This is a genomic window from Brachybacterium sp. FME24, assembly GCF_014897705.1.
Taxonomy (GTDB): domain Bacteria; phylum Actinomycetota; class Actinomycetes; order Actinomycetales; family Dermabacteraceae; genus Brachybacterium.
Map to the genome: position 1 here is coordinate 52,481 of NZ_JABUXV010000001.1, position 20,458 is coordinate 72,938.

The window sequence follows — 20,458 nt, forward strand, 5'->3', positions numbered from 1 at the left end:
GGGAGTCCCGGCACCGCACAAGCACGGTCATGCCGTCGCGAGAGCGATCAGTCCATGGTGGCTTCGAGCCGCTGCGTCTGCTCGGCGACATCGAAGTCGGCGGCAGGCCACTGCGGATCGATGCCCTCGAGCGCATCCTTCAGCAGCTGCTGGACAGCGATCCGCGCGTACCACTTGCGATCCGCCGGGACCACGGTCCACGGGGCGTGCTCGGTCGAGGTGGCGCGCAGCGCTCGGGAGTACGCCTCCATGTAGGCGTCCCAGTGAGATCGCTCGTCCACGTCGCCGGGGTTGAACTTCCAGTACTTGTCCGGGCGCTCGAGCCGCTCCATGAGTCGCTCCCCCTGCTCTTGGCGGGAGATGTGGAGCATGACCTTCACGACGACGGTTCCCGCCTCGGTGAGCTCCTTCTCGAAGGCGTTGATCGCCGTGTACCGGCTCCGGATCTCCTTCGCATCGGCCCAACCGTGGACCCGATGGATCAGCACGTCCTCGTACTGGGAGCGATCGAAGACGCCGATCATCCCCGGCCCGGGGGTCCGCTTGCGGATCCGCCACAGGAAGTCGTGGCGCTTCTCCGCCGCCGTCGGGGCCTTGAAGGCCGTGATGTCCACTCCCTGCGGATCGACGCTGCCGACCACGTGGCGCATGATGCCGCCCTTGCCGGAGGTGTCCATCCCCTGTACGAGCAACAGCACGCTGCGCCCGTGCCGGTCTCCGTGGTGGGTCGCGTAGAGCCGCTCCTGCAGGTCGTCGAGGACTCCGTCGCGCGCGGCGAGCAGCTCCTTGCCGTCGGCCTTCTTCCCCTCGAAACCCGGGGTCGCGCGAGGATCGAACTCGGTCACATCCCCCTTCCACCCTGGGGAGATGGTGAAGCCCTCTGGGCTCCGGTCTGCGGACTTGTTCTTTTTCGCCATGTCGGCAGGCTAACGCGTGCGACCTCGCCGCGCGACGGACCCACCGCATTTGACTCTCCCGATCCGGCGGCGGAGTGTCGAGCCATGACGATCACCGCCATCACGAACGCCCACGTCCTCCCGGTCTCCTCCGCCGCCTTCGACGGCACGGTCCTCTTCGAGGACGGACGGATCGCCGACCTCGGCCCCGACATCGCTGTTCCGGCGAGCGCCACGGTCCTGGATGCCGACGGGGCCTGGCTGCTGCCGGGCTTCGTCGACGCGCACGTGCACCTCGGCGTCGACGAGGAGGGCGAGGGTTGGGCCGGCCAGGACACCAACGAGATGACGGCCCCGGTGATGGCCGCTGCGCGGGCGATCGATGCGATCAATCCGCGAGATATCGGTTTCGACGACGCGATCATCGGCGGGGTCACCTCCGTGAACGTCAATCCGGGCTCCGGCAACCCCATCGGTGGCCTCGCTGTCGCCCTCCGTACGCACGGTCGGGTCGTGGACGATATGGTCCTGCGCAGCCCGTCCGGGTTGAAGGCGGCCCTCGGGGAGAACCCCAAGCGCGTGTACGGCGAGCGCCAGCAGACCCCGTCGACCCGGCTCGGCGTCGCCCTGACCATCCGTCAGGCCTTCGCGACCGCGCGCGCCTGGATGGCGAAGGACGAGGCGGATCGTGAGGCAGACCTGATGTCGCTGGCCCTGTCCCGCGTGCTGAGCCGGGAGATCCCGTGGCGCCAGCACTCCCACCGGGCCGACGACATCGCCACCGCTCTGCGGATCGCCGAGGAGTTCGGCTACGAGCTGGTCCTGGACCACGGCACCGAGTCGTACCTGATCGCGGACAAGGTCGCCGCCGCCGGTGTCCCGGTCCTGTACGGGCCGTTGATCGTCTCCCGTTCGAAGGTCGAGGTGCGCCATCGCACCCCGAAGGCGCCCGGCATCCTCACCGCGGCCGGGGTGAAGGTCTCGATCATCACCGACCATCCCGTGGTGCCGATCGAGTTCCTCATCCACCAGGCGGCGCTCGCAGTCAAGCACGGTATGGACCCGGCCGACGCCCTGCGCGCGATCACCCTGAACCCTGCGGAGGTGCTGGGCCTCGGTGACCGCATCGGCTCGATCGAGGTGGGCAAGGACGCTGACCTGGTGCTGTGGGAGGGCGACCCGCTGGACGTGCGAAACCGATCCCTGCGCGTGTGGCAGAACGGGCTCGAGGTCATGCACCGCGACGAGGCCGGGGAGCCGGTGATCGCCGCGCGCTGAGAGGGGCGCAGGTGCGGATCAGTCGTCCACGGTGACCTCACGGGACTCGACGTCGACCTCGACCTCGACGTCGTCGCCGTCAGAGCGCTCGATGTCGATCTGGTAGCGGACGCGACCATCATCGGAGTCGAGATCCCAGCCGGAGACCCGACCGTCCTGCTCCTGCAGCGCCAGCTCGATCGCTTCGGCGGCCGGGAGCGGAGCGCTGACGTCCACGGCCGGATCGTCCACCTTGTCGTCCTCCTCCTCGTGCTCGACGACCTCCCCGGTCGCGGCGTCGACGTCCAGGTCGTGCTCTCGCCCGTCGACGGCCACCTCGATCTCCCATATCCAGCCGCGATCGTCGTCGTGATCGATCTCGATCGAGACCAGCTCGCCGCCGCCTGCCGCCTCCACGGCGATCGCCACGGCGTCCGCGGCGGGAACCGGCAGCTCTTCGGTCGCCAGATCGGCGGACTCCGGCAGCTGCGCGGCGGCGCCGGCGGAGCCCGCGTGCCCTCCGCCATCACTGCTCGCAGAATCCTCACCCGTGTCGGAGGCGGCACCGCCGCCGTCGCTTGAAGAGCCGCCGTCATCGCCCCGCTCGATGCCGCCCGCCTCCCCGTCGCCGGCCCCGCTGCACCCGGCGGCCAGCGCGAGGACGAGCGTGCCGAGCGCTGCCGCGCGAGCAGCGTGGACGGCGCGGGGACGGATGATGGTGCGGGCCATGGTGGATCTCCTCCTGGCGGGGCGAGGCCCCGCGTGACTGAACGATGACCCCAGGTTACGGACGCCCGCCGTGCCCGAGAAGGACCCTGAGAACACTCTCATCGGGGCCTCATCGACGCCGAACCGCGCCCCCGCTGCCTCGTCCGGGAAGGTCGGCTGCGCGGTCGGCGTCGCAGGATCCCCGAAGGTCCCTTCCCCCACCTCGGTCCCGGCCGTACGGTGAGTGGAGTCCCTCCGGGATCCCCGTTGGCTCCAGCAGCAGGAAGGCGTCATGACCACCATGTTGAACTGGCCGAACTCCCCCGCCCACGCCCCCACCGACGAGGAGCTGGAGCAGCTCCATGCCTGGTGGCGGGCCGCGAACTACCTGTCGGTCGGGCAGATCTACCTGATGGACAATCCCCTGTTGCGCCGTCCGCTGCAGAAGGAGCACGTCAAGCCCCGTCTGCTGGGACATTGGGGAACGACTCCGGGCCTGACCTTCCTGTACGCCCACGCGAACCGGGCGATCCGCCAGCGCGGGCTGAAGGCCATGTACATCACCGGGCCCGGCCACGGCGGCCCGGGACTGGTGGCCGCGAGCTACCTCGAAGGCACGTACTCCGAGGTCTATCCCGCCGTGAGCCGGGACGACGACGGCCTGAAGCGCCTGGTCACCCAGTTCTCCTTCCCCGGCGGGATCCCCTCGCACGTCGCCCCGGAGACCCCCGGGTCCCTCCACGAGGGCGGCGAGCTGGGCTACGCCCTCTCCCACGCCTACGGCGCGATGTTCGACCGCCCCGAGGAGATCGCCTTCACGGTGATCGGCGACGGTGAGGCCGAGACCGGCCCGCTGGCCACCTCCTGGCACTCGAACAAGTTCGTCAATCCGCAGCAGGACGGCGTGGTGCTGCCGATCCTGCACCTGAACGGGTACAAGATCGCGAACCCCACGGTGCTGGCCCGCATCGGGGACGAGGAACTCGCCTCGCTCCTGCGCGGCTACGGGCACACCCCGCTGTTCTTCACCGGCGGCTTCGACGACGAGGACCCGATGGAGGCGCATCAGCGCTTCGCCGCGGTGCTCGATACCGCGCTGGACCAGATCGCACAGATCAAGCAGGACGCCCGCGTCGACGCCGAGGCCGGCCGCGAGACCGCACGTCCCGCCTGGCCGATGATCGTCTTCCGCACCCCCAAGGGCTGGACCGGCCCGAAGGAGATCGACGGCAAGCAGACGGAGGGCTCGTGGCGCTCCCACCAGGTGCCGCTGGCGAGTGCCCGGGACACCGAGGAGCATCTCGCCGATCTCGATGCCTGGCTGCGCTCGTACCGGCCCGAGGAGCTGTTCGATACGGACGGACGGCTGCTGGAACCGATCGCGGCCACGGCCCCGGCCGGCGAGCAGCGGATGTCGGCGAACCCGGCGACCAACGGCGGCTCCGTGCTGAAGGCGCTGCGTCTTCCCGACTTCCGCGAGTACGCCGTGGAGGTTCCCGCGCCGGGTGGCACGATCGCGGAGGCGACGAAGGTACTGGGCACGTGGCTGCGTGACGTCATCCGCGACAACCCGGACAACTTCCGGATCTTCGGTCCCGACGAGACCGCGTCGAACCGACTCCAGTCGGTGTACGAGGTGACCGACAAGCAGTGGAATGCGGACTTCGAGGACCACGATCGCCAGGAGCATCTGGCCCGCGCGGGCCGCGTCATGGAGGTGCTCTCGGAGCACCAGTGCCAGGGATGGCTCGAGGGGTACCTGCTCACGGGCCGTCACGGGATGTTCTCCTCCTACGAGGCGTTCATCCACATCGTCGACTCGATGGTCAATCAGCACGCGAAGTGGCTGAAGGTGACCAATGAGCTGGAGTGGCGTCGGCCGATCGCCTCGCTGAACTATCTGCTCAGCTCTCACGTCTGGCGCCAGGACCACAACGGGTTCTCCCACCAGGACCCCGGCTTCATCGATCATCTGGTCAACAAGAAGGCCGAGATCGTGCGGGTGTACCTGCCGCCGGACGCCAACACCCTGCTGTCCACGTACGACCACTGCCTGCGCTCACGGCAGTACGTGAACGTGGTGGTGGCCGGGAAGCAGCCGGGCCCGACCTGGCTGAGCATGGACGAGGCGATCGTGCACTGCACGCGCGGCCTGGGCATCTGGGAATGGGCCGGCACCGAGCGTGAGGGCGAGGAGCCGGAGGTCGTGCTCGCCTGCGCCGGGGACATCCCCACCATCGAGACCCTCGCGGCCGCGAAGATCCTGCGCGAGCAGGTGCCGGGTCTGCGGGTGCGGGTGGTCAACGTCGTGGATCTGATGCGTCTGCAGGACGATTCGGAACATCCTCACGGCCTCTCGCAGCGGGACTTCGACGGGATCTTCGGCGAGGACATCCCGGTGGTGTTCGCGTACCACGGCTACCCGTGGCTGATCCACCGCCTCGCCTACCGCCACGACCGCACGTCCCGCCTCCACGTGCGCGGCTACAAGGAGGAGGGCACCACCACCACGCCCTTCGACATGCTGATGCTCAACGACACCGACCGCTTCCATCTGGTGATGGACGTGATCGACCGGGTCGAGGGCATGAACATCCGCTATGCGGGGCTGCGCCAGGAGATGGAGGACTCACGGATCCGGGCTCGGGCCTACGCCTACCAGCACGGTGAGGACGTTCCGGAGATCGCGGCCTGGCAGTGGGACGACAACGCGGACGAGGCCGGTTCGGGCGCCCCGGCGCGGCCGCGCGCTACCGGCGGTGACAACGAATGACGACCCTCGGAGCACTGCTCCGGAGCCGGCGCCGGTGATGAGCAGCAGTGAAGGCGGTGATCGGCTCGTGCGCCAGGTCGTGCGCGTGCGCGGCACGGTCCAGGGCGTCGGCTTCCGTATGTCAACGGCCTCCGAGGCCCAGCGCCTCGGGGTCCGCGGCACCGTGCGGAACCTGTGGGACGGCACGGTGGAGGCGGATATCGAGGGCACGGCCGACGCCGTGAGCGCGATGGTGCGGTGGTTGCGCGAGGGCCCGAGCAGCGCGCAGGTGAGCGGGCTCGACATGCGCGAGGCATCCCTGCGCGGAGCGGAGTCGTTCCGGATCGTCGGCTGAGCGGCTCAGCGGCTCAGAACCTGAGACGCTCAGACGCTCAGACGCTCGAACGCTCGAACGCTCGGCTCTTCACGGGCGCTCACACGACAGCTCGTCCGGCCGACCCTGTCGGGGCGGTGCGCACATAGTGCGCGGCGACCAGGACCCCTGCGGCGACCATCACCACGGAGGTGGCGATCAGCGCGCTCTGACCGACGTGGTCGATGATCAGCCCTCCCAGGAACGCGCCACCGGCTATCGCCGTATTGAACACGGCGCTGTTCACGGCGGTTCCCTCCTCGATGACATCGGCCGCCTCGGTGCCGACGAAGGCCTGGATCGCCACGGAGATGGCGCCGACGAACAGTCCCCAGAGCGGCATGATCACGAGAGCCGAGGAGGAGCCCTGCATCAGCAGGAGCACCGCGAGCAGGGCGAGCCCCACGCCGCCGGAGACGACGAGGACACCCCAGGGCGCGCTGCGGTGCAGCAGCGGGGCCACCGCGAAGTTGCCCAGCAGCCCGGCGATGCCGAAGACGAGCAGCATCGGTCCCACCTGGGTGACGGGGAGCCCCGCCCGTTCGAGGAGGATGGGGCTGACGTAGGCATAGGTGATGAACTGCGCGACGACCACGAGCGAGGTGAGCGCGACGGCGTAGCGCACGCCGCGAGTACGGGCGGCGGCGAGCATCATGGTGGGCGTCACCTTCACCGGCGAGTGCACGGGCCGAACCAGCACGAAGATCAGCACCGCGACGATCGCGGCGAGGGCGCCCACGACGGCGAAGGCCGAGCGCCAGCCGACATGCGTCCCGATCCAGGCCGCCACCGGCACACCCAGCACCAGGGCGGCGCCCGCACCGCTGAAGGCGACGGTGAGGGCACGGGCGGCGTGCTCGCGGGGCACCTGGCCGATGGCCACGATCGCCATCACCGCCCAATACAGGCCGATGGAGATCCCGGCGAAGAGGCGAGCGACCAGCAGCACCGCGAAGGTCGGGGCCACCACGCTGAGCGCACAGGACAGGACCACCGAGCCCAGGGCGAGCACCAGCACGAGGCGTCGGTCCAGGCCGCGCACGATCACCGGGGTGAGGATCGCGACGACCCCCGCCAGGACCCCCGGCACCGTCACCGCGAGCCCGGCCACCCCCGCGCTGACCCCGAGGTCCGGGGCCATCACGCTGAGCACGCCGATGGGCAGTTCCTCGATCGTGATCAGGACGAAGATGCCCACGGCGAGGGCGACAACCCCTGACCAGCGACGTGCTGCGTCCACCGTGCATCCTCTCTCCTGCTCCACACCCGCTGACGTTCAGCGGGCCGAGTGCTCGCAGGGAGGCGCCACGCGGGGGCGACTGCGCTCCCTGCGTGAACGGATGACGGCCCCGGCAGGTGCCGGGACCGTCATCGCTCCATGGCCCCACGGGGCCATGCCGTCACACCGCGAGGGGTGTCGTGACCCCGGCCGGAAGGCCCGGGCCGGCACGGTCAGACGGCGGCGTCGAAGGCCGCGCCGATCTCCTGGTCCCCATCGTTGTAGGGAAGGACCTTCCCCACGGTGGCAGGGCGCTCGAGCGCCGCGACGATCGTGCGGGCGACGTTCCCGCGCGAGACCGTGCCGCTCTCGGTCGCCGTCGCGTCGATGGTCCCGGTCGGCTCCTCGAGGGTGAGGCCGGAGGGAGCGAGAATGGTCCACTCCAGCTGCGTGCCCATCAGGTGCGCGTCGGCCTGGGACTTGGCCTCGGCGTACGCGTAGAAGGGCTCCTCCTCCGGCACGCCGTGATCCGGGCCGGCCCCGAAGTAGCTGACCATCACGTAGCGGCTGGCGCCGACACGTCCGGCAGCCTTCATCGAGGCGATCGCGGCGTCACGATCCACCGCCCAGGTGCGCTGGGGGCTCCCACCGCCGGCGCCGGCCGCCCAGACCACCGCGTCCTTCCCGCGCAGCAGCTCGTCCCAGCCTCCCGCGTCGAGCGTCTCGATGTCTGCGACGACGGCGCTCGCGCCGGTGGCCTCGACCTCGGCGGTGTGCTCGGGATTGCGGATCACTGCGTGAACGGTGTGCCCCGCTTCCACGAGCAGCGGCTCCGCGAGCAGCGCGACCTTGCCATGTCCTCCGATAAGTGCAATATCCATACCCCTACCCTTGCACCCTGATCCGAACGCGTCGAGGCATGCGGGGCGCGGTTCACTCCTGGAGGAATACCCGCCGCTGAACGCCGTGCCGAGACACCCTCGGGCAGCCGCCGATGGTCGGATGCCTCACCGGTCGGACTGCTCCGAGACCGGCCCCGCCCCGTTATCCTGACCGAGGCCGCCACCAGGCGACCACTTCCTCGGACGAAGGAACCTCACCATGGCCGGTGGACTCGCCGCACTGCTCGACGACGTCGCTGCTCTTGCACGCCTGGCCGCCGCCAGCGCGGACGACGTGGCCGCCGCCTCCGCGAAGGCCGGATCCAAGGCGATGGGTGTGGTCATCGACGACGCCGCCGTGACCCCGCAGTACGTGAAGGGCATCAAACCCAAGCGGGAGCTGCCGATCATCTGGCGGATCACCAAGGGCTCGCTGCGCAACAAGCTGATCTTCATCCTGCCGGTCCTGCTGCTGCTGAGCACCTTCGCCCCCTGGCTGCTGACGCCGATACTCATGCTCGGCGGTCTGTATCTCAGCTTCGAAGGCGCCGAGAAGATCTGGGAACTGGTCAGCGGCAAGCCCAAGAAGGCCCCAGCCGCTGCCAAGGGGGCCGACGCCGAGGACAAGATCGTCTCCAGCGCGGTGCGCACCGACCTGATCCTCTCGGCCGAGATCATGGTCATCTCGATGAATTCGATCGACGCGCCGTCGGTGTGGGGCCGCGCCATCGTGCTCGTGGTGGTCGCCATCGGCATCACCGCGCTCGTCTACGGCTCCGTCGGGATCCTGGTGAAGATGGATGACGTGGGCCTGGCCATGGCAGCCGACGAAGATTCGACGTTCAAGCAGAAGTTCGGCACCGCCCTGGTGGGCGCCATGCCGAAGGTGATGGACGTGATCAGCTACATCGGCATGGTCGCCATGCTGTGGGTCGGCGGCCACATCCTGCTGGTGGGCACCCACGACCTCGGCCTCGCCCAGCCCTACGGGTTCGTCCACCACCTCGAAGAGGGAGTCGTCGGCATCGCCGGGGTCGGAGCGATCCTCGCCTGGCTGATCAACACGGCGTTCTCCTTCGTCTTCGGCCTGATCATCGGCGGGATCGTCGCAGTGATCATGCATTTCCTGCCCTTCGGCCACCACGGGAACGAGGACGCAGCAGGCAGCACGAAGAACGACGTCGAACACGACGAAAGCAGCACAAGCAGCGCAGAGCGCACGGACGACAACGACGGCACGGGCGGCACGACTGACGATGCCGCCGCGGAGACGAGCACGGACGCCCGCGACGCGAAGAACTGACCGGCTGGGCCCGCGCCACCCCTGAACTCCTTGCGACCTGCGTCACCGTGTGCCACGGTGAGGCTCCCCGTCCCGACCGAGGAGTCCACACCGTCGTGCATCCTGTCGATCGTCGTTCCTTCCTGCGCTTGTCCACCCGCGCCGCCGGCACCACCGCGTTCACCGCCACCGTCGCCACGGTTCCTGCCATGGCAGGGGCACCACGTGCCGATCGACGGGCCGAGCAGGTCACTCCCCCTCCCGCTCGTCAGTTCAGGGCGATGTGGATCTCCTCCGTCGTGAACATCGACTGGCCCTCCGCGACCGGGCTCACCGTGGCGCAGCAGAAGGAGGAGTACCTGGCCTGGCTCGACCTCGCCCAGGAGCTCGGGTTGAATGCCGTGATCACCCAGGTGCGGCCCACGGCCGACGCCTTCTGGCCCTCCCCCTACGAGCCCTGGTCGATGTACCTCTCCGGTACCCAGGGACAGGACCCGGGCTACGACCCGCTCGCCTTCCAGATCGAGGCGGCGCACGAGCGGAACCTCGAGTACCACGCGTGGTTCAACCCGTATCGGGTCGCCATGAGCGAGGAGCCCGACCTGGTGGAGGAGCATCCTGCGCGCCTTCGCCCGGACTGGGTGTGGCCCTTCGGAGGGAAGCTGTACTACGACCCGGGCCTGCCCGAGGTCCGCGCCTTCGTGCAGGACGCGATGATGGATGCCATCTCCCGGTACGACGTGGACGGCGCCCACTTCGACGACTACTTCTACCCCTATCCCGTCGAGGGGCAGACGATCCCCGACGAGGCCACCTACGCCGCCCACTCCGACGGGGTCACCCCGATCGAGGACTGGCGCCGGGAGAACATCAACCTGCTGGTGAGCGAGATGCACGAACGGATCCGGGCCGAGAAGCCCTGGGTGCGCTTCGGGATCAGCCCCTTCGGGATCTGGCGCAACGCGAGCAGCGATCCGGAGGGGTCGGACACCTCCGGCTCGGAGTCCTACGAGATCATCTCGGCGGATTCCCTGCGCTGGGTGCGGCAGGGCTGGGTCGACTACATCAATCCCCAGATCTACTGGCAGTTCGGCCACCCCGCTGCCGATTACGAGACCCTCGTGCGCTGGTGGGCCGAGAAGGTCGCCGACACCGAGGTGGGGCTGTTCATCGGGGAGGCCGCCTACAAGGCGATCACCGGCACCTTTCCCGAGACCACCGAGCTGGGAGATCATCTCGACCTCACGGAGACACTCGAGGCGATCGACGGGAACGTGCTCTTCAGCGCAGCGAGCCTGCGTGATGACACCACCGGCTCGGTCGACGACCTCGTCCAGCGGCACTACTCGCATCCGGCGCTGGTCCCGGTCCTGGACTCGGTCCCGGGCGAGGCTCCGGCCGCGCCGACGTTGCTCGTGGTGCGGACCACCGAGGAGGGGGTGCAGGTGCGCTGGCGGGGCCGCGGCGCCACCAGCTACGCGCTCTGGCACGTCCCTCAGGCGCAGGTCTCCGAGGGGGATCTCGCCGACGGGCGGAACCTGGTGGCGACGGTGCGCGCGGGCCGGGGCTCACAGAGCCTCGTGCACGAGGGCGCCGACGGCGACGGGTACTACGTCGTCACGGCGTACGACCGCACCTGGCACCAGAGCGGCCCGTCCGAGGCAGCGCGCCCGCGCGGCTAGCGACGGGCATGCATCGGGGAGGAGATGCTGGACGAACAGTTCGGGGCCGCGTCTCGCGTCGAGTCGTGTCCATTCGTCCTCGCGTCGTCCCACGGATCGATGGGCGCGACATCCAGCAGCTCGAGATCCTCGACGTGGCGCGTCACCACGGTCAAGCCGTCGACTGCCGCGGTGGCGGCGATCACGGCGTCCTGCGGACATTCGAGGACGGAAGAGCGCTCATCCACTGCCCCTCGGATGCCGCGGAAGGCAGGACGGAGCTCGCTGCGCCCTAATCGGGTCAGGCTGACTCAGCGGCGGCGTGGTTCGCGACCACGGGCGGCTCGGAGGACCACGGGAAGACGATCCAGTCATCGGTGCGACGCCACACGTAGTCCGGCGCCACCACGGACCCGGACTTCCCGTACAGCACGGCGCTGCGGGCGTCCGCGCCCATCTCGCGCAGCAGGTCCAGGACGAGCGCCAGGGTGCGGCCGGAATCGGCGACATCGTCGACCACCAGCAGCCGCTTGCCCTGGATGGATTCGGTGTCGAGCATCGGGGCGAGCAGCACGGGGTCCGGCAGGGTCTCGTGGACGTCGGTGTAGAACTCGACGTTGATCGCGTCGGCGAGCTTCAGACCCAGGGCGTAGGAGAGGGATCCTGCCGGCAGGAGGCCACCTCGGGCCACCGCGATGACGATCTCGGGCGAGAACTCGGAGTCGGCGATGACCTGCGCGAGTTCCCGCGACGCAGTACCGAACAGCTCCCAGGTGAGAACCTCCTTGGTCGACAGTTCGGACGAGTCGGCGTGGTAGGCCTGGGTCATCAGTTCTCTTCTCCTCGGGGTGCGATCGACGCAGAGTGCTCCGATGGTAGCGGCCCTCCCGGCCCTGAGCCGTGGTCGAGCCCGGCGATCGTGACGGCCGACGCTCCCCAGGCAACACGCAACGCCCTGACAGGGCCCAGCGGGAGCCTCAGAACCCTGGTCGCCGAGCCGGCACCCATCCACCTCGCAACCCACACACTCCAACACGCACAACATGTTGTTTTCTGTGGCTTTTGCGCGTAGAGTGCGGTGATCGCAGTCCGGCGGCTCGTCCGGCAGCGGTGCACTCCCCTTCGATGAGGCAGGTGATCCCTTGTACGCCCGCGAACGCCAGCGCCAGATCCTCGATGAGCTCGCACGGTCCGGACGCGTCGCCGTCACCGATCTCTCCGCACAGTTCGAGGTCACCACCGAGACGGTGCGTCGCGACCTCGATCAGCTCGCCGCACGCGGCCACCTGCTGCGCGTCCACGGCGGCGCCGTCCCCAAGGCCACCGCCGAGGTCGAACCCGACCTCGAGTCGCGCCGCGTCACCAATGTCGACGCGAAGCGCCGGATCGCGCAGGCGGCCGCCCGCTACCTGCCGTCGGACCCGCACGCCGCCGTGCTGCTGGACGCCGGGAGCACCACTGCGGAGCTCCTGCCCCACCTCGCGGGTCGCCGCGGACCGGTGATCACCAACGCCCCCGCGATCGCGCAGGGCGCGCTGGTCCACACCGACCTCGAGGTTCACGTGCTGCCCGGTCGCGTGCGCCCCACCACCCAGGCCGCCGTCGGCGCGTCCACGGTCGATGCGATCCGTGCTCTCCATCCCGAGGTCGCCTTCCTGGGCTGCAACGGCGTGGACGGCGACGGGTTCACCACTCCCGACCCGGACGAGGCCGCCGTGAAGCGAGCCATGGTGCACTCCGCCGGGCTGCGGATCGTCCTCGCCGACTCCTCCAAGGCCGGGACCCGGAACCTGGTCACCTTCGCGGCGGCAACCGACGTAGACACCCTCATCACCGACGATGATCTGCCCGAGGACATCCACCGCCTGCTCACCGAGGCCGGGATCGAGGTCGTGCAGGCATGATCATCACCTTCACCGCGAACCCGTCGCTGGATCGCACCGTCGATCTGGACGCCCCGCTCGTCCCGGGCGGGGTGCACCGCATCGGGAGCGACCGCACCCAGCCGGGCGGCAAAGGCATCAACGTCGCGCTCGGTGTGCACCGCGCAGGGCTCGCGGTCACGGCGATCCTGCCCGCCGCCCCCTCCGACCCCCTGATCGGTCTGCTCGAGGCCGAAGGGCTCCCCCACCGGACCGGGCCCATCGCCGGGCGAGTGCGCACCAACCTCACCGTGCTGTCCGCGCCGCAGCTGACCACGAAGCTCAATGAACCCGGCGCCACGCTCAGCGCCGCGGAGGTCTCCGCTCTGGAGCAGCTGCTGATCTCCTGCGTCAGTGCAGGCGACCTCGTCATGCTCTCCGGCTCACTGGCCCCGGGGCTGCCCGTGGACGAGTATGTGCGCCTGGTCGACCTGCTCCACGCCCGCGGGGCCCGCGTCGGAGTGGACACCTCCGACGCCCCGCTCGAGGCCCTGGCCGCGGCGATGCCGGGAACGGCACCGGACTTCCTCAAGCCCAACGCCGAGGAGCTCGGACAGATCGTCGGCATTCCCGGCGACGCACTCGAGCGCGACGCCGCGAGCGGTGATCTCGAGGGCGTCCGCGACGCCGCCCTCATGCTCCATGGCCGCGGCGTGGGCGCCGTGCTGGTGACGCTCGGCGCGGCCGGCGGGCTGCTGGCCACCGACGGCGAGGCCTGGTTCTGCCCCTCGGCCACCGCACCGGTGGTCTCCACCGTCGGCGCCGGCGATTCCGCGACCGCCGGCTATCTCATCGCCCGCGAGCTCGGCGAGGCCCCTGGCCCGCGCCTGGCTCGCGCGCTCGCCTACGGGACGGCCGCCGTCGGCCTGCCCGGCACCACCATCCCCCGTCCCGACCAGGTCCGCGTCGACGCGGACCGCGTCGTCCGACTCTGACCTCTCCGCTCGCCCGCCCCGCGGGAGAGCACGTTCGAAGGAGCACACATGCCCGGATCACTGATGACCCCCGAGCTGGTCCGCCTGGAGGTGGCCCCTCCCGGTGACAAACAGGCCGTGATCGGCCTGATGGCCGATCTGATCTCCGCCACCGGTCGCGCCGACCGCGACGGCCTCGAGGCCGGACTCCTCAAGCGCGAGGAGTCCTTCGCCACCGGCATGCCCGGCGGCTTCGCCATCCCCCACTGCCGCACCGAGACAGTCCACGAGGCCGCACTGGGCTTCCTGCGCCTGTCCGAACCGGTCGACTTCGGATCGACCGACGGCCCGGCCGACCTCGTCATCGGCATCGCCGCCCCGGCCGGTACCGACGACCAGCACCTGAAACTGCTCGCCCAGCTCTCGCGGGCGCTGATCCGCCCGGAGTTCCTCGAGCAGCTGCGCGCGGCGCGCGAGCCCCAGGAAGTCTCCGACCTGGTGATGGCTCGAACCTGCGGAGGCCCCGCAGGCGGATCCCACGCACCAGGAGGTGGCGGCGGGCCCCGCCGCCACCAGCTCCCCGGACGCCGGACACGCCGATGCCACCACAGCGCCCTCCCACGGCTCTGCTCCGGCCGGCGAGGCCCCGGTGCTGCTGGCGATCACCTCCTGCCCCACCGGCATCGCCCACACCTACATGGCGGCCGAGTCGCTCGAGAACGCCGCGAAGGACAAGGGCATCGAGCTGCACGTGGAGACCCAGGGATCCGGCGGTATCGAACCGTTCACGCAGGAGCAGATCGACGCGGCGAGCGCACTGATCATCGCGGCCGACGTCAACATCTCCGGGCGCGAGCGCTTCGCCGGTCTCCCTCTGGTCGAGCACCCCGTCAAGCGCGCCATCTCCCACGGACCGCAGATGCTCGACGAGGCCGTCGCGGCCACGACGGACCCCTCCGCGCGACGGGTCCCGGCAGCGGGAGGTGACTCGGGATCCTCCTCGAGTTCCGCCTCGGCGAACCAGCAGTCATGGCCCAAGCGGATCCAGGCCGCCGTGATGACGGGCGTGTCGTACATGATCCCGTTCGTCGCCGCCGGCGGCCTGCTCATGGCGCTCGGCTTCCTCATCGCCGGCTTCGACGTCGCCTTCGTGGCCCAGGACGTCGCCACCGGCAACTCGCTCTCGTCCCTGCCCGGCCATCTGCCGTACGAATCGGCGACGGGCACCACGGAGACGGACCGTGCGGGCCTCGCCCTCTACCTCGGCGCCGTGCTGTTCACTCTCGGGAATCTCGGGATGGGGTTCCTGGTCGCCGCACTGTCGGGGTACATCGCGTTCGGCCTCGCCGGTCGCCCCGGCATCGCCCCCGGCTTCATCGGCGGCGCAGTCTCCGTGCTCGTCGGCGCCGGTTTCCTCGGCGGCCTCATCACCGGCCTGCTGGCTGGGCTGGTGGCACTGTGGTTCACCTCCCTGAAGCCGCCGCGGTGGCTCGCCGGGCTGATGCCCGTCGTGATCATCCCGCTGCTGACCACACTCGTCGTCGGTGGTCTGATGCTGCTGTTCCTGGGCCGCCCGCTGGCTTCCCTGATGACCGCGCTGCAGGACGGGCTGACCGGCATGTCCGGCTCTTCCGCGATCCTGCTCGGCGTGATCATCGGATTGATGATGTGCTTCGACCTCGGTGGCCCCGTGAACAAGGCGGCGTACCTCTTCGCCACCGCGGGCCTCTCCCAGGGCACCGAGGCGGCCTTCCAGATCATGGCCGCAGTGATGGCCGCCGGAATGGTCCCGCCGCTGGCGATGGCCCTGTCCACGGTGGTGCGGCGACGCCTCTACTCCACGGTCGAACGGGAGAACGGCACCACCGCGTGGCTGCTCGGCGCAGCCTTCATCACCGAGGGATCGATCCCGTTCGCCGCGGCTGATCCGCTGCGCGTGATCCCCTCGATGATGGCCGGCGGCGCCGCCACCGGCGCGCTGATCATGGCCTTCGGCGTGGGCTCGCAGGCGCCGCACGGCGGCATCTTCGTCGCCTTCGCGATCAGCCCGGTCTGGGGCTTCCTGCTGGCGATCCTCGTGGGCACGCTGATCGCTGCGGCCGTGGTGACCGTGCTCAAGGAGACGGCGCACCGCAAGGCGGCAGTCGCCGCCTGACCTCGGTCGGGCCCGTTCCGGCCCGACGAACCTGCGCAGAGCGCCCCACTGCGGTGGGGCGCTCTCGTATGCTCGGCCTGGACGCGGACGAGCGCGACCCGGCCGGCGGGGCCCGGCCGGTCCGGCCCCGCGACCGCACCCGACGGGCAGGAGCAACGATGCCGCAGATCGAGACCGGTGGAGTGCTGCTGCTCGAGGGCCCCCTCGGGCACATGCCCGCCTACGGCACCGCCCATCTGAGCGTCCTGACCTTCCTCGTGCTCGCCGCAGTCGTCCTGGTGGCCTGGGCTCGGCGTACGGAGCCCGAGCGGGTGGATCGCACGCTGCGGATCACCGGGTGGGTGCTGCTGGTCAATGCGGTGGCCTGGACAGCGTGGGGTGCTATGCCCTGGGCATGGAACATCGATGAATCCTTGCCGCTGCACTTCTCCGATGCCCTGCGGATCATCGTGCCGATCGCCCTGATCACCCAGGCCCGCTGGGCGATCGTGATCAGCTACTTCTGGGGCCTGACCCTGAACCTGCAGTCGGTGCTGACGCCCGACGTGAACTACTTCGTGTCGGTCCCCCTGGAGTTCACCGAGTACTGGGGCGCTCACCTCAGCGCCGTGCTCGCGCCGATCGTGCTGACCTGGGGTCTCGGCTACCGCCCCACCTGGCGTGGCTACCGGGCGGCCTACGCCGCAGCAGTCGCCTGGGCAGCGATCGCCTTCACCGGCAATGCGCTGACCGGGTCGAACTACGGCTATCTGAACCGGGCCCCGGCAGGCCCCAGCGTCCTGGACATGATGGGTCCGTGGCCGCAGTATCTGCTGGTCGAGGCGGTCGTGATAGCCGTGGTCTGGGCTCTGATGACCTGGCCGTGGATCCGGCGGGACCGCCGCCTCGGCACCCCGGTGAGCGGGCGCAGGGCGCTGCTGCGCCGGCCGGGCGCGCCGGATGCAACGGGCGTCGCGCGGGCACCGTACGACGCCGAGGCCCGCTGACCCCCAGACCGGCGGGTTGCCCGGTCCTCGCGTGAGCAGCAGCTCTGTCCCTCAGGCGAGCAGCTCGACCTCCGCCAGGCGCAACGGCCCCTGGGCGGTCGTGATCACGAGCCGGTGGTGGGTGCACGCCCGCGGCGAGGACACCTCGAAGGGCCTCGTCTGGCGGCGCCAGCGGAAGGACTGCGCGGTGCGCTCGTCGAGCACCTCCCACGTCGAGCCGTCGGCAGATCCTTCGAGCCGCCATGCGATCGGGTCCCCACCGGTCTCGGCGGACGAGGTCAGGGTGAGGAACCGTGCCTGCAGCGGTTCGCCCAGCTCAGGGAACTCGATGACGGCGCTCGCCATGTCCCAGGCCTGCTCGGTGCGGGCGTCGTCGTCGCGCAGCGGGTCCGCAGGAGCTGCGGCGAAGAGGTCACGCAGAGGCTGCGGGCGCTTCCCCGGCTCGGTGGCCGACGGCGGGACCTCGCCCCAGGCTCCCGGGGCGGCGGCGAGGGATGCATGGAGCTGTCCGTTCAGGTCCGCGTGGTCGATCCAGGCCCCGCGATGTTCCTGACCGTTGACGGTGTAGGCGGTGATGAAGGGGTGGTCAGGTGCCTGGCCGTCGGTGGTCACGGAGAAGGGCGACCCTCCGAGCGGGCACACCTGCACCCGATCGAACAGGGGTGCCACCAGGTGGTAGCGACCTGTGCCGAGCTGCAGCGGGTACAGACCCAGCGCCGTGAACAGCCACCAGGCGCTCATCTCCCCGTTGTCCTCGTCCCCCGGGTAGCCCTGGCCGATCTGCTCGCCGACGAACAGGCGACGCTGGACCTCGCGCACGATCTCGGAGGCCCGATGGGGCGCCCCGGCGTGGTGGAAGAGAAAAGGGATGTGATGGGAGGGCTGGTTGGAGACGCCGAACTGGCCCATCCGCACCGCACGCGCCTCATCCATCTCGTGGATGACATGGCCGTAGGTGCCCTTGAGATCGGCACGTTCCGGCGTGGCGAAGAATTCTTCGAGCTTGCCGCCGAGCTCGTCGCGCCCTCCGTACAGCGCGGCCAGGCCTTCCCCGTCGTGAGGGACGTGGAAGGCGAAGTTCCAGCCATCGGTCTCGGTGAAATCACCGCCCCACACCTTCGGGTCGAACTCCTCGGGACTCATCGCGAAACCGCCGTCGGCTCGCCGGCCCTGGAAGAAGTCGACCCCCGGGTCGAACAGCAGCGGATAGTTCGCCGACCGGGCCCGCAGATACACCGCTTCCTCGCGCAGCTGTGCGGCGTCCGCTTCGGATTCGGTCTCCTCGGCGAGCAGCTCCGCCTGGGCAGCGAGCCCGAAGTCGTTGATGTGGGCTTCGAGCGCCCAGGACACCGATTCGGGGGTATCGGTGTCGACGTACCCGGTGAACACCGCGCGCTCGTTGCCCTTGCGCCCCACTTCCGGCTGCGTCGGAGCGACGGTCGCGTTGCGCAGCCCGGACTGATAGGCGGCCACCGGATCAGGCAGAACGACACCCTTGACCACGAGATCCGCGAAGGCGATGTCGCTGCTGGTCCCCGTCATGCAATCGGCATAACCAGGCGAGGACCAGCGCGCGATCCAGCCGCCCTCGCGATACTGCTGGACGAAGCCGTCCGCGAGCTCGGCCGCCAGCTCGGGGTACAGCAGCGCGTAGGCGGGCCACGCGGTGCGGTAGGTATCCCAGAATCCATTGTTGACGTGCAGCTTCCCGGGAATCACCTGGGCGTTGGTGCGCGTGTCGGTCGCATCGCCCTTGACCGGTCGCACGGGGCTCGCGTGCTGGGGCTGGGGGCGGGCCGGAGAACCGGCGTCCTCCCACTGGGAGTTGGGGTAGAGGTTCAGGCGGTAGAGGTTGCCGTACAGGGTGCGCAGCTGGGGCGGGGTGGCGGTGCCCGGCTCGATCACCCGCAAGCGCTCGGTCCACGCGCCGTGCGCTGCCTCGCGGATCTCGGCGAAGCTGCGCCGGTCGACCTCCTGGGCGAAGGTGCGCCGTCCCTGCTCGACGCCGATGAAACTGGTGACCAGGCGCACCGTGACCGATTCGGTGTCGTCGGCGAAGGTCAGCACGCTGCCGGTAGAGCCGCCGCGGGCAGCGCTGACGGAGATCGGCGCCGGGTCCACCTCGGCGAGCACGAACATGCGGGTGGCGCCCTCGGCCCGCGAATATCCTTCCGCGAGACCGGAATCGACCCACGCACGCAGCTTCCCGTCGAACACCGCTCCCGCGGCCTCGATCCGGGAATGCTCGTCGACGCCCTCGAGCAGCAGGTGCCGCTCCCCCGGTCCGGCGGGGTAGTCGACCTCGCAGATCGCACCGTGGTCGGTGGGGGCCACCCGCAGCGTCGTCCCGCCGTCGAGGGCCACCTCGTACAGGTCCGGACGGGCGGTCTCGGCGTCATGGTCGAAGCCCAGAGCGCGCGCCGTCGGCGTAGCGTCGGGGTTCTCACCCACCAGGGGCATCAGGACGAACTGATTGCGGTCCCCCATCCAGGGGCTGGGCTGGTGGGAGACCGCCAGCCCCTGCAGGCGCGGCCGATTGTCCGCCCCGCCCTGGCGGTGGTACTCGTACAGCCAGCGCCGGGTGCGGGCGTCGGTGACCGGGGTGAAGAACGCGAAGCCATTGGGCACCGCGGTCAACGGCAGCGTGTTCCCGCGGGAGAAGTCCCCGGAGGCATAGGTGCCGCGACGGGTGTCCACCCAGGCAACCGGGTCCTCGCGCGACGGGTCGGCGGGCAGCGGCGCGAGGTATGGGCCGTCGATCCAGCCGACGAGATCCTCAGGTTGCGCAGCGGCGGTGCTCGCAGACCCGTCGGCACTCGCAGATCCGTCGGCGCTCGCGGTGTCCACGATCGTGGTGTCGAAGATCGGAGCCTCGCCGCCAGCGGGGTATTCGAGGTCTGCGGAGTCGACGAGGTCGGCATCGACGTCGGCCGGGATCTCGGCGACCAGCAGGACCTCGCTGATGGTGCGGCCCACGGCGGCGTTCAGCGAGACCTGCACATCGTTCCACTGATCGGCATACAGGATCTTTCCCTCACCGATCCCCCGGGCCGTGGCCGAGGTCCCGTACTGGTCTCGGGGGTCGAGCTGCGAGAGGCGGCTGCCGTCCTCGAAGGCCAGGTCCAGGGCGACGTAGGTCGCACCCCAGGTCTGGGCGGCGTCCAGCAGCGGGTGGACGTAGAGGCGCAGTACGTCCCCCTCGCGCACCGTGAGCCCGGTGATCCCGGGGAGGCCCTCGAGGGAAGGAAGCTCGACCTCGACGCTCTCACCGGCTCGAGCCACATAGCGCAGCGCGGAGGTGGCACGGAAACCTGCCGCATCCTTGCTGGTGGGGGATCCGACGGGGCCCGGGTCTGCGGTGACGATCATGCGTCCAAGGTTATCGACTGCCGTCACGCTGTGGCACCTCCCGGTGCGGCGCGTCGAGCCCGGTGGACGAGGCATGGGGAGTG

Annotated in this window: 15 protein-coding genes and 1 pseudogene; 9 read left to right on the forward strand and 7 right to left on the reverse strand. The window is 70.0% G+C overall.

Annotated elements, in window-relative coordinates; genetic code table 11:
- Positions 1-47: 47 nt before the first annotated feature.
- Entirely contained in the window at positions 48-917 is an 870-nt protein-coding gene (locus INT51_RS00245; RefSeq protein ID WP_193103191.1) for a polyphosphate kinase 2 family protein, read from the reverse strand.
- Between the two features lie 84 nt (positions 918-1,001).
- Between INT51_RS00245 and INT51_RS00250 the strand changes: the two genes are divergently transcribed.
- Entirely contained in the window at positions 1,002-2,174 is a 1,173-nt protein-coding gene (locus INT51_RS00250) for an amidohydrolase (protein ID WP_193103192.1), read from the forward strand.
- Positions 2,175-2,192: 18 nt separating this feature from the next.
- Here INT51_RS00250 and INT51_RS00255 read toward each other — a convergent pair whose 3' ends face one another.
- Complete coding sequence (locus INT51_RS00255; RefSeq protein ID WP_193103193.1) at positions 2,193-2,882, reverse strand: PepSY domain-containing protein; 690 nt, start codon at positions 2,880-2,882, stop codon at positions 2,193-2,195.
- A gap of 271 nt (positions 2,883-3,153) precedes the next feature.
- On the opposite strand from INT51_RS00255, the gene INT51_RS00260 reads away from it, so the two are divergent.
- Together INT51_RS00260 and INT51_RS00265 are read left to right on the forward strand one after the other, a co-directional pair.
- Positions 3,154-5,634 (forward strand): phosphoketolase, encoded by a 2,481-nt coding sequence (locus INT51_RS00260; protein ID WP_193103194.1) that lies wholly within the window; start codon positions 3,154-3,156, stop codon positions 5,632-5,634.
- A gap of 37 nt (positions 5,635-5,671) precedes the next feature.
- Positions 5,672-5,968, forward strand: a complete 297-nt coding sequence (locus INT51_RS00265; protein ID WP_193103195.1) for an acylphosphatase — start codon at positions 5,672-5,674, stop codon at positions 5,966-5,968.
- A gap of 79 nt (positions 5,969-6,047) precedes the next feature.
- Here INT51_RS00265 and INT51_RS00270 read toward each other — a convergent pair whose 3' ends face one another.
- The gene (locus tag INT51_RS00270) at positions 6,048-7,226 is read right to left on the reverse strand and encodes an MFS transporter (protein WP_304502033.1); all 1,179 of its coding nucleotides are present in this window, start codon (positions 7,224-7,226) and stop codon (positions 6,048-6,050) included.
- Positions 7,227-7,438: 212 nt separating this feature from the next.
- Positions 7,439-8,086 carry an SDR family oxidoreductase gene (locus INT51_RS00275; RefSeq protein ID WP_193103197.1) on the reverse strand — a complete coding sequence of 216 codons (648 nt, stop codon included), beginning with the start codon at positions 8,084-8,086 and terminating at the stop codon, positions 7,439-7,441.
- A gap of 220 nt (positions 8,087-8,306) precedes the next feature.
- Between INT51_RS00275 and INT51_RS00280 the strand changes: the two genes are divergently transcribed.
- Complete coding sequence (locus INT51_RS00280; protein ID WP_193103198.1) at positions 8,307-9,389, forward strand: DUF808 domain-containing protein; 1,083 nt, start codon at positions 8,307-8,309, stop codon at positions 9,387-9,389.
- 95 nt (positions 9,390-9,484) lie between these two features.
- A complete protein-coding gene (locus tag INT51_RS00285; RefSeq protein ID WP_193103199.1) occupies positions 9,485-11,050 on the forward strand; it encodes a glycoside hydrolase family 10 protein in 1,566 nt (521 codons plus the stop codon).
- On the opposite strand, the gene INT51_RS00290 is transcribed toward INT51_RS00285, so the two are convergent.
- Positions 11,047-11,277 (reverse strand): hypothetical protein, encoded by a 231-nt coding sequence (locus tag INT51_RS00290; RefSeq protein ID WP_193103200.1) that lies wholly within the window; start codon positions 11,275-11,277, stop codon positions 11,047-11,049. The two genes, INT51_RS00285 and INT51_RS00290, sit on opposite strands and share 4 nt — an antisense overlap.
- A 53-nt stretch (positions 11,278-11,330) precedes the next feature.
- The gene (locus INT51_RS00295; protein ID WP_193103201.1) at positions 11,331-11,858 is read right to left on the reverse strand and encodes a phosphoribosyltransferase; all 528 of its coding nucleotides are present in this window, start codon (positions 11,856-11,858) and stop codon (positions 11,331-11,333) included.
- 313 nt (positions 11,859-12,171) lie between these two features.
- Between INT51_RS00295 and INT51_RS00300 the strand changes: the two genes are divergently transcribed.
- The 4 genes and pseudogenes from INT51_RS00300 to INT51_RS00315 all read left to right on the forward strand — a co-directional run bounded on the left by INT51_RS00300 (position 12,172) and on the right by INT51_RS00315 (position 17,006).
- A complete protein-coding gene (locus INT51_RS00300; RefSeq protein WP_193103202.1) occupies positions 12,172-12,933 on the forward strand; it encodes a DeoR/GlpR family DNA-binding transcription regulator in 762 nt (253 codons plus the stop codon).
- Positions 12,930-13,886, forward strand: a complete 957-nt coding sequence (locus INT51_RS00305) for a 1-phosphofructokinase family hexose kinase (RefSeq protein ID WP_193103203.1) — start codon at positions 12,930-12,932, stop codon at positions 13,884-13,886. The genes INT51_RS00300 and INT51_RS00305 overlap by 4 nt, the downstream gene beginning before the upstream one ends.
- Positions 13,887-13,934: 48 nt before the next feature.
- Positions 13,935-16,020 (forward strand): annotated as a pseudogene (locus INT51_RS00310) (fructose-specific PTS transporter subunit EIIC).
- 158 nt (positions 16,021-16,178) lie between these two features.
- Positions 16,179-17,006, forward strand: a complete 828-nt coding sequence (locus INT51_RS00315) for a TIGR02206 family membrane protein (RefSeq protein WP_193103204.1) — start codon at positions 16,179-16,181, stop codon at positions 17,004-17,006.
- Positions 17,007-17,057: 51 nt separating this feature from the next.
- Here the strand turns inward: INT51_RS00315 and INT51_RS00320 are convergent, their stop codons facing one another.
- Entirely contained in the window at positions 17,058-20,375 is a 3,318-nt protein-coding gene (locus INT51_RS00320) for a GH92 family glycosyl hydrolase (protein ID WP_193103205.1), read from the reverse strand.
- Between the last annotated feature and the right edge of the window lie 83 nt (positions 20,376-20,458).

Bases quoted from the DNA above. Each gene is read 5' to 3' on its own strand.
- INT51_RS00295 (WP_193103201.1), bottom strand. From the start codon at position 11,858: ATGACCCAGGCCTACCACGCCGACTCGTCCGAACTGTCGACCAAGGAG.
- INT51_RS00315 (WP_193103204.1), top strand. From the start codon at position 16,179: ATGCCGCAGATCGAGACCGGTGGAGTGCTGCTGCTCGAGGGCCCCCTC.
- INT51_RS00320 (WP_193103205.1), bottom strand. From the start codon at position 20,375: ATGATCGTCACCGCAGACCCGGGCCCCGTCGGATCCCCCACCAGCAAG.
- INT51_RS00265 (WP_193103195.1), top strand. From the start codon at position 5,672: ATGAGCAGCAGTGAAGGCGGTGATCGGCTCGTGCGCCAGGTCGTGCGC.
- INT51_RS00275 (WP_193103197.1), bottom strand. From the start codon at position 8,086: ATGGATATTGCACTTATCGGAGGACATGGCAAGGTCGCGCTGCTCGCG.
- INT51_RS00305 (WP_193103203.1), top strand. From the start codon at position 12,930: ATGATCATCACCTTCACCGCGAACCCGTCGCTGGATCGCACCGTCGAT.
- INT51_RS00280 (WP_193103198.1), top strand. From the start codon at position 8,307: ATGGCCGGTGGACTCGCCGCACTGCTCGACGACGTCGCTGCTCTTGCA.
- INT51_RS00255 (WP_193103193.1), bottom strand. From the start codon at position 2,882: ATGGCCCGCACCATCATCCGTCCCCGCGCCGTCCACGCTGCTCGCGCG.
- INT51_RS00245 (WP_193103191.1), bottom strand. From the start codon at position 917: ATGGCGAAAAAGAACAAGTCCGCAGACCGGAGCCCAGAGGGCTTCACC.
- INT51_RS00250 (WP_193103192.1), top strand. From the start codon at position 1,002: ATGACGATCACCGCCATCACGAACGCCCACGTCCTCCCGGTCTCCTCC.
- INT51_RS00260 (WP_193103194.1), top strand. From the start codon at position 3,154: ATGACCACCATGTTGAACTGGCCGAACTCCCCCGCCCACGCCCCCACC.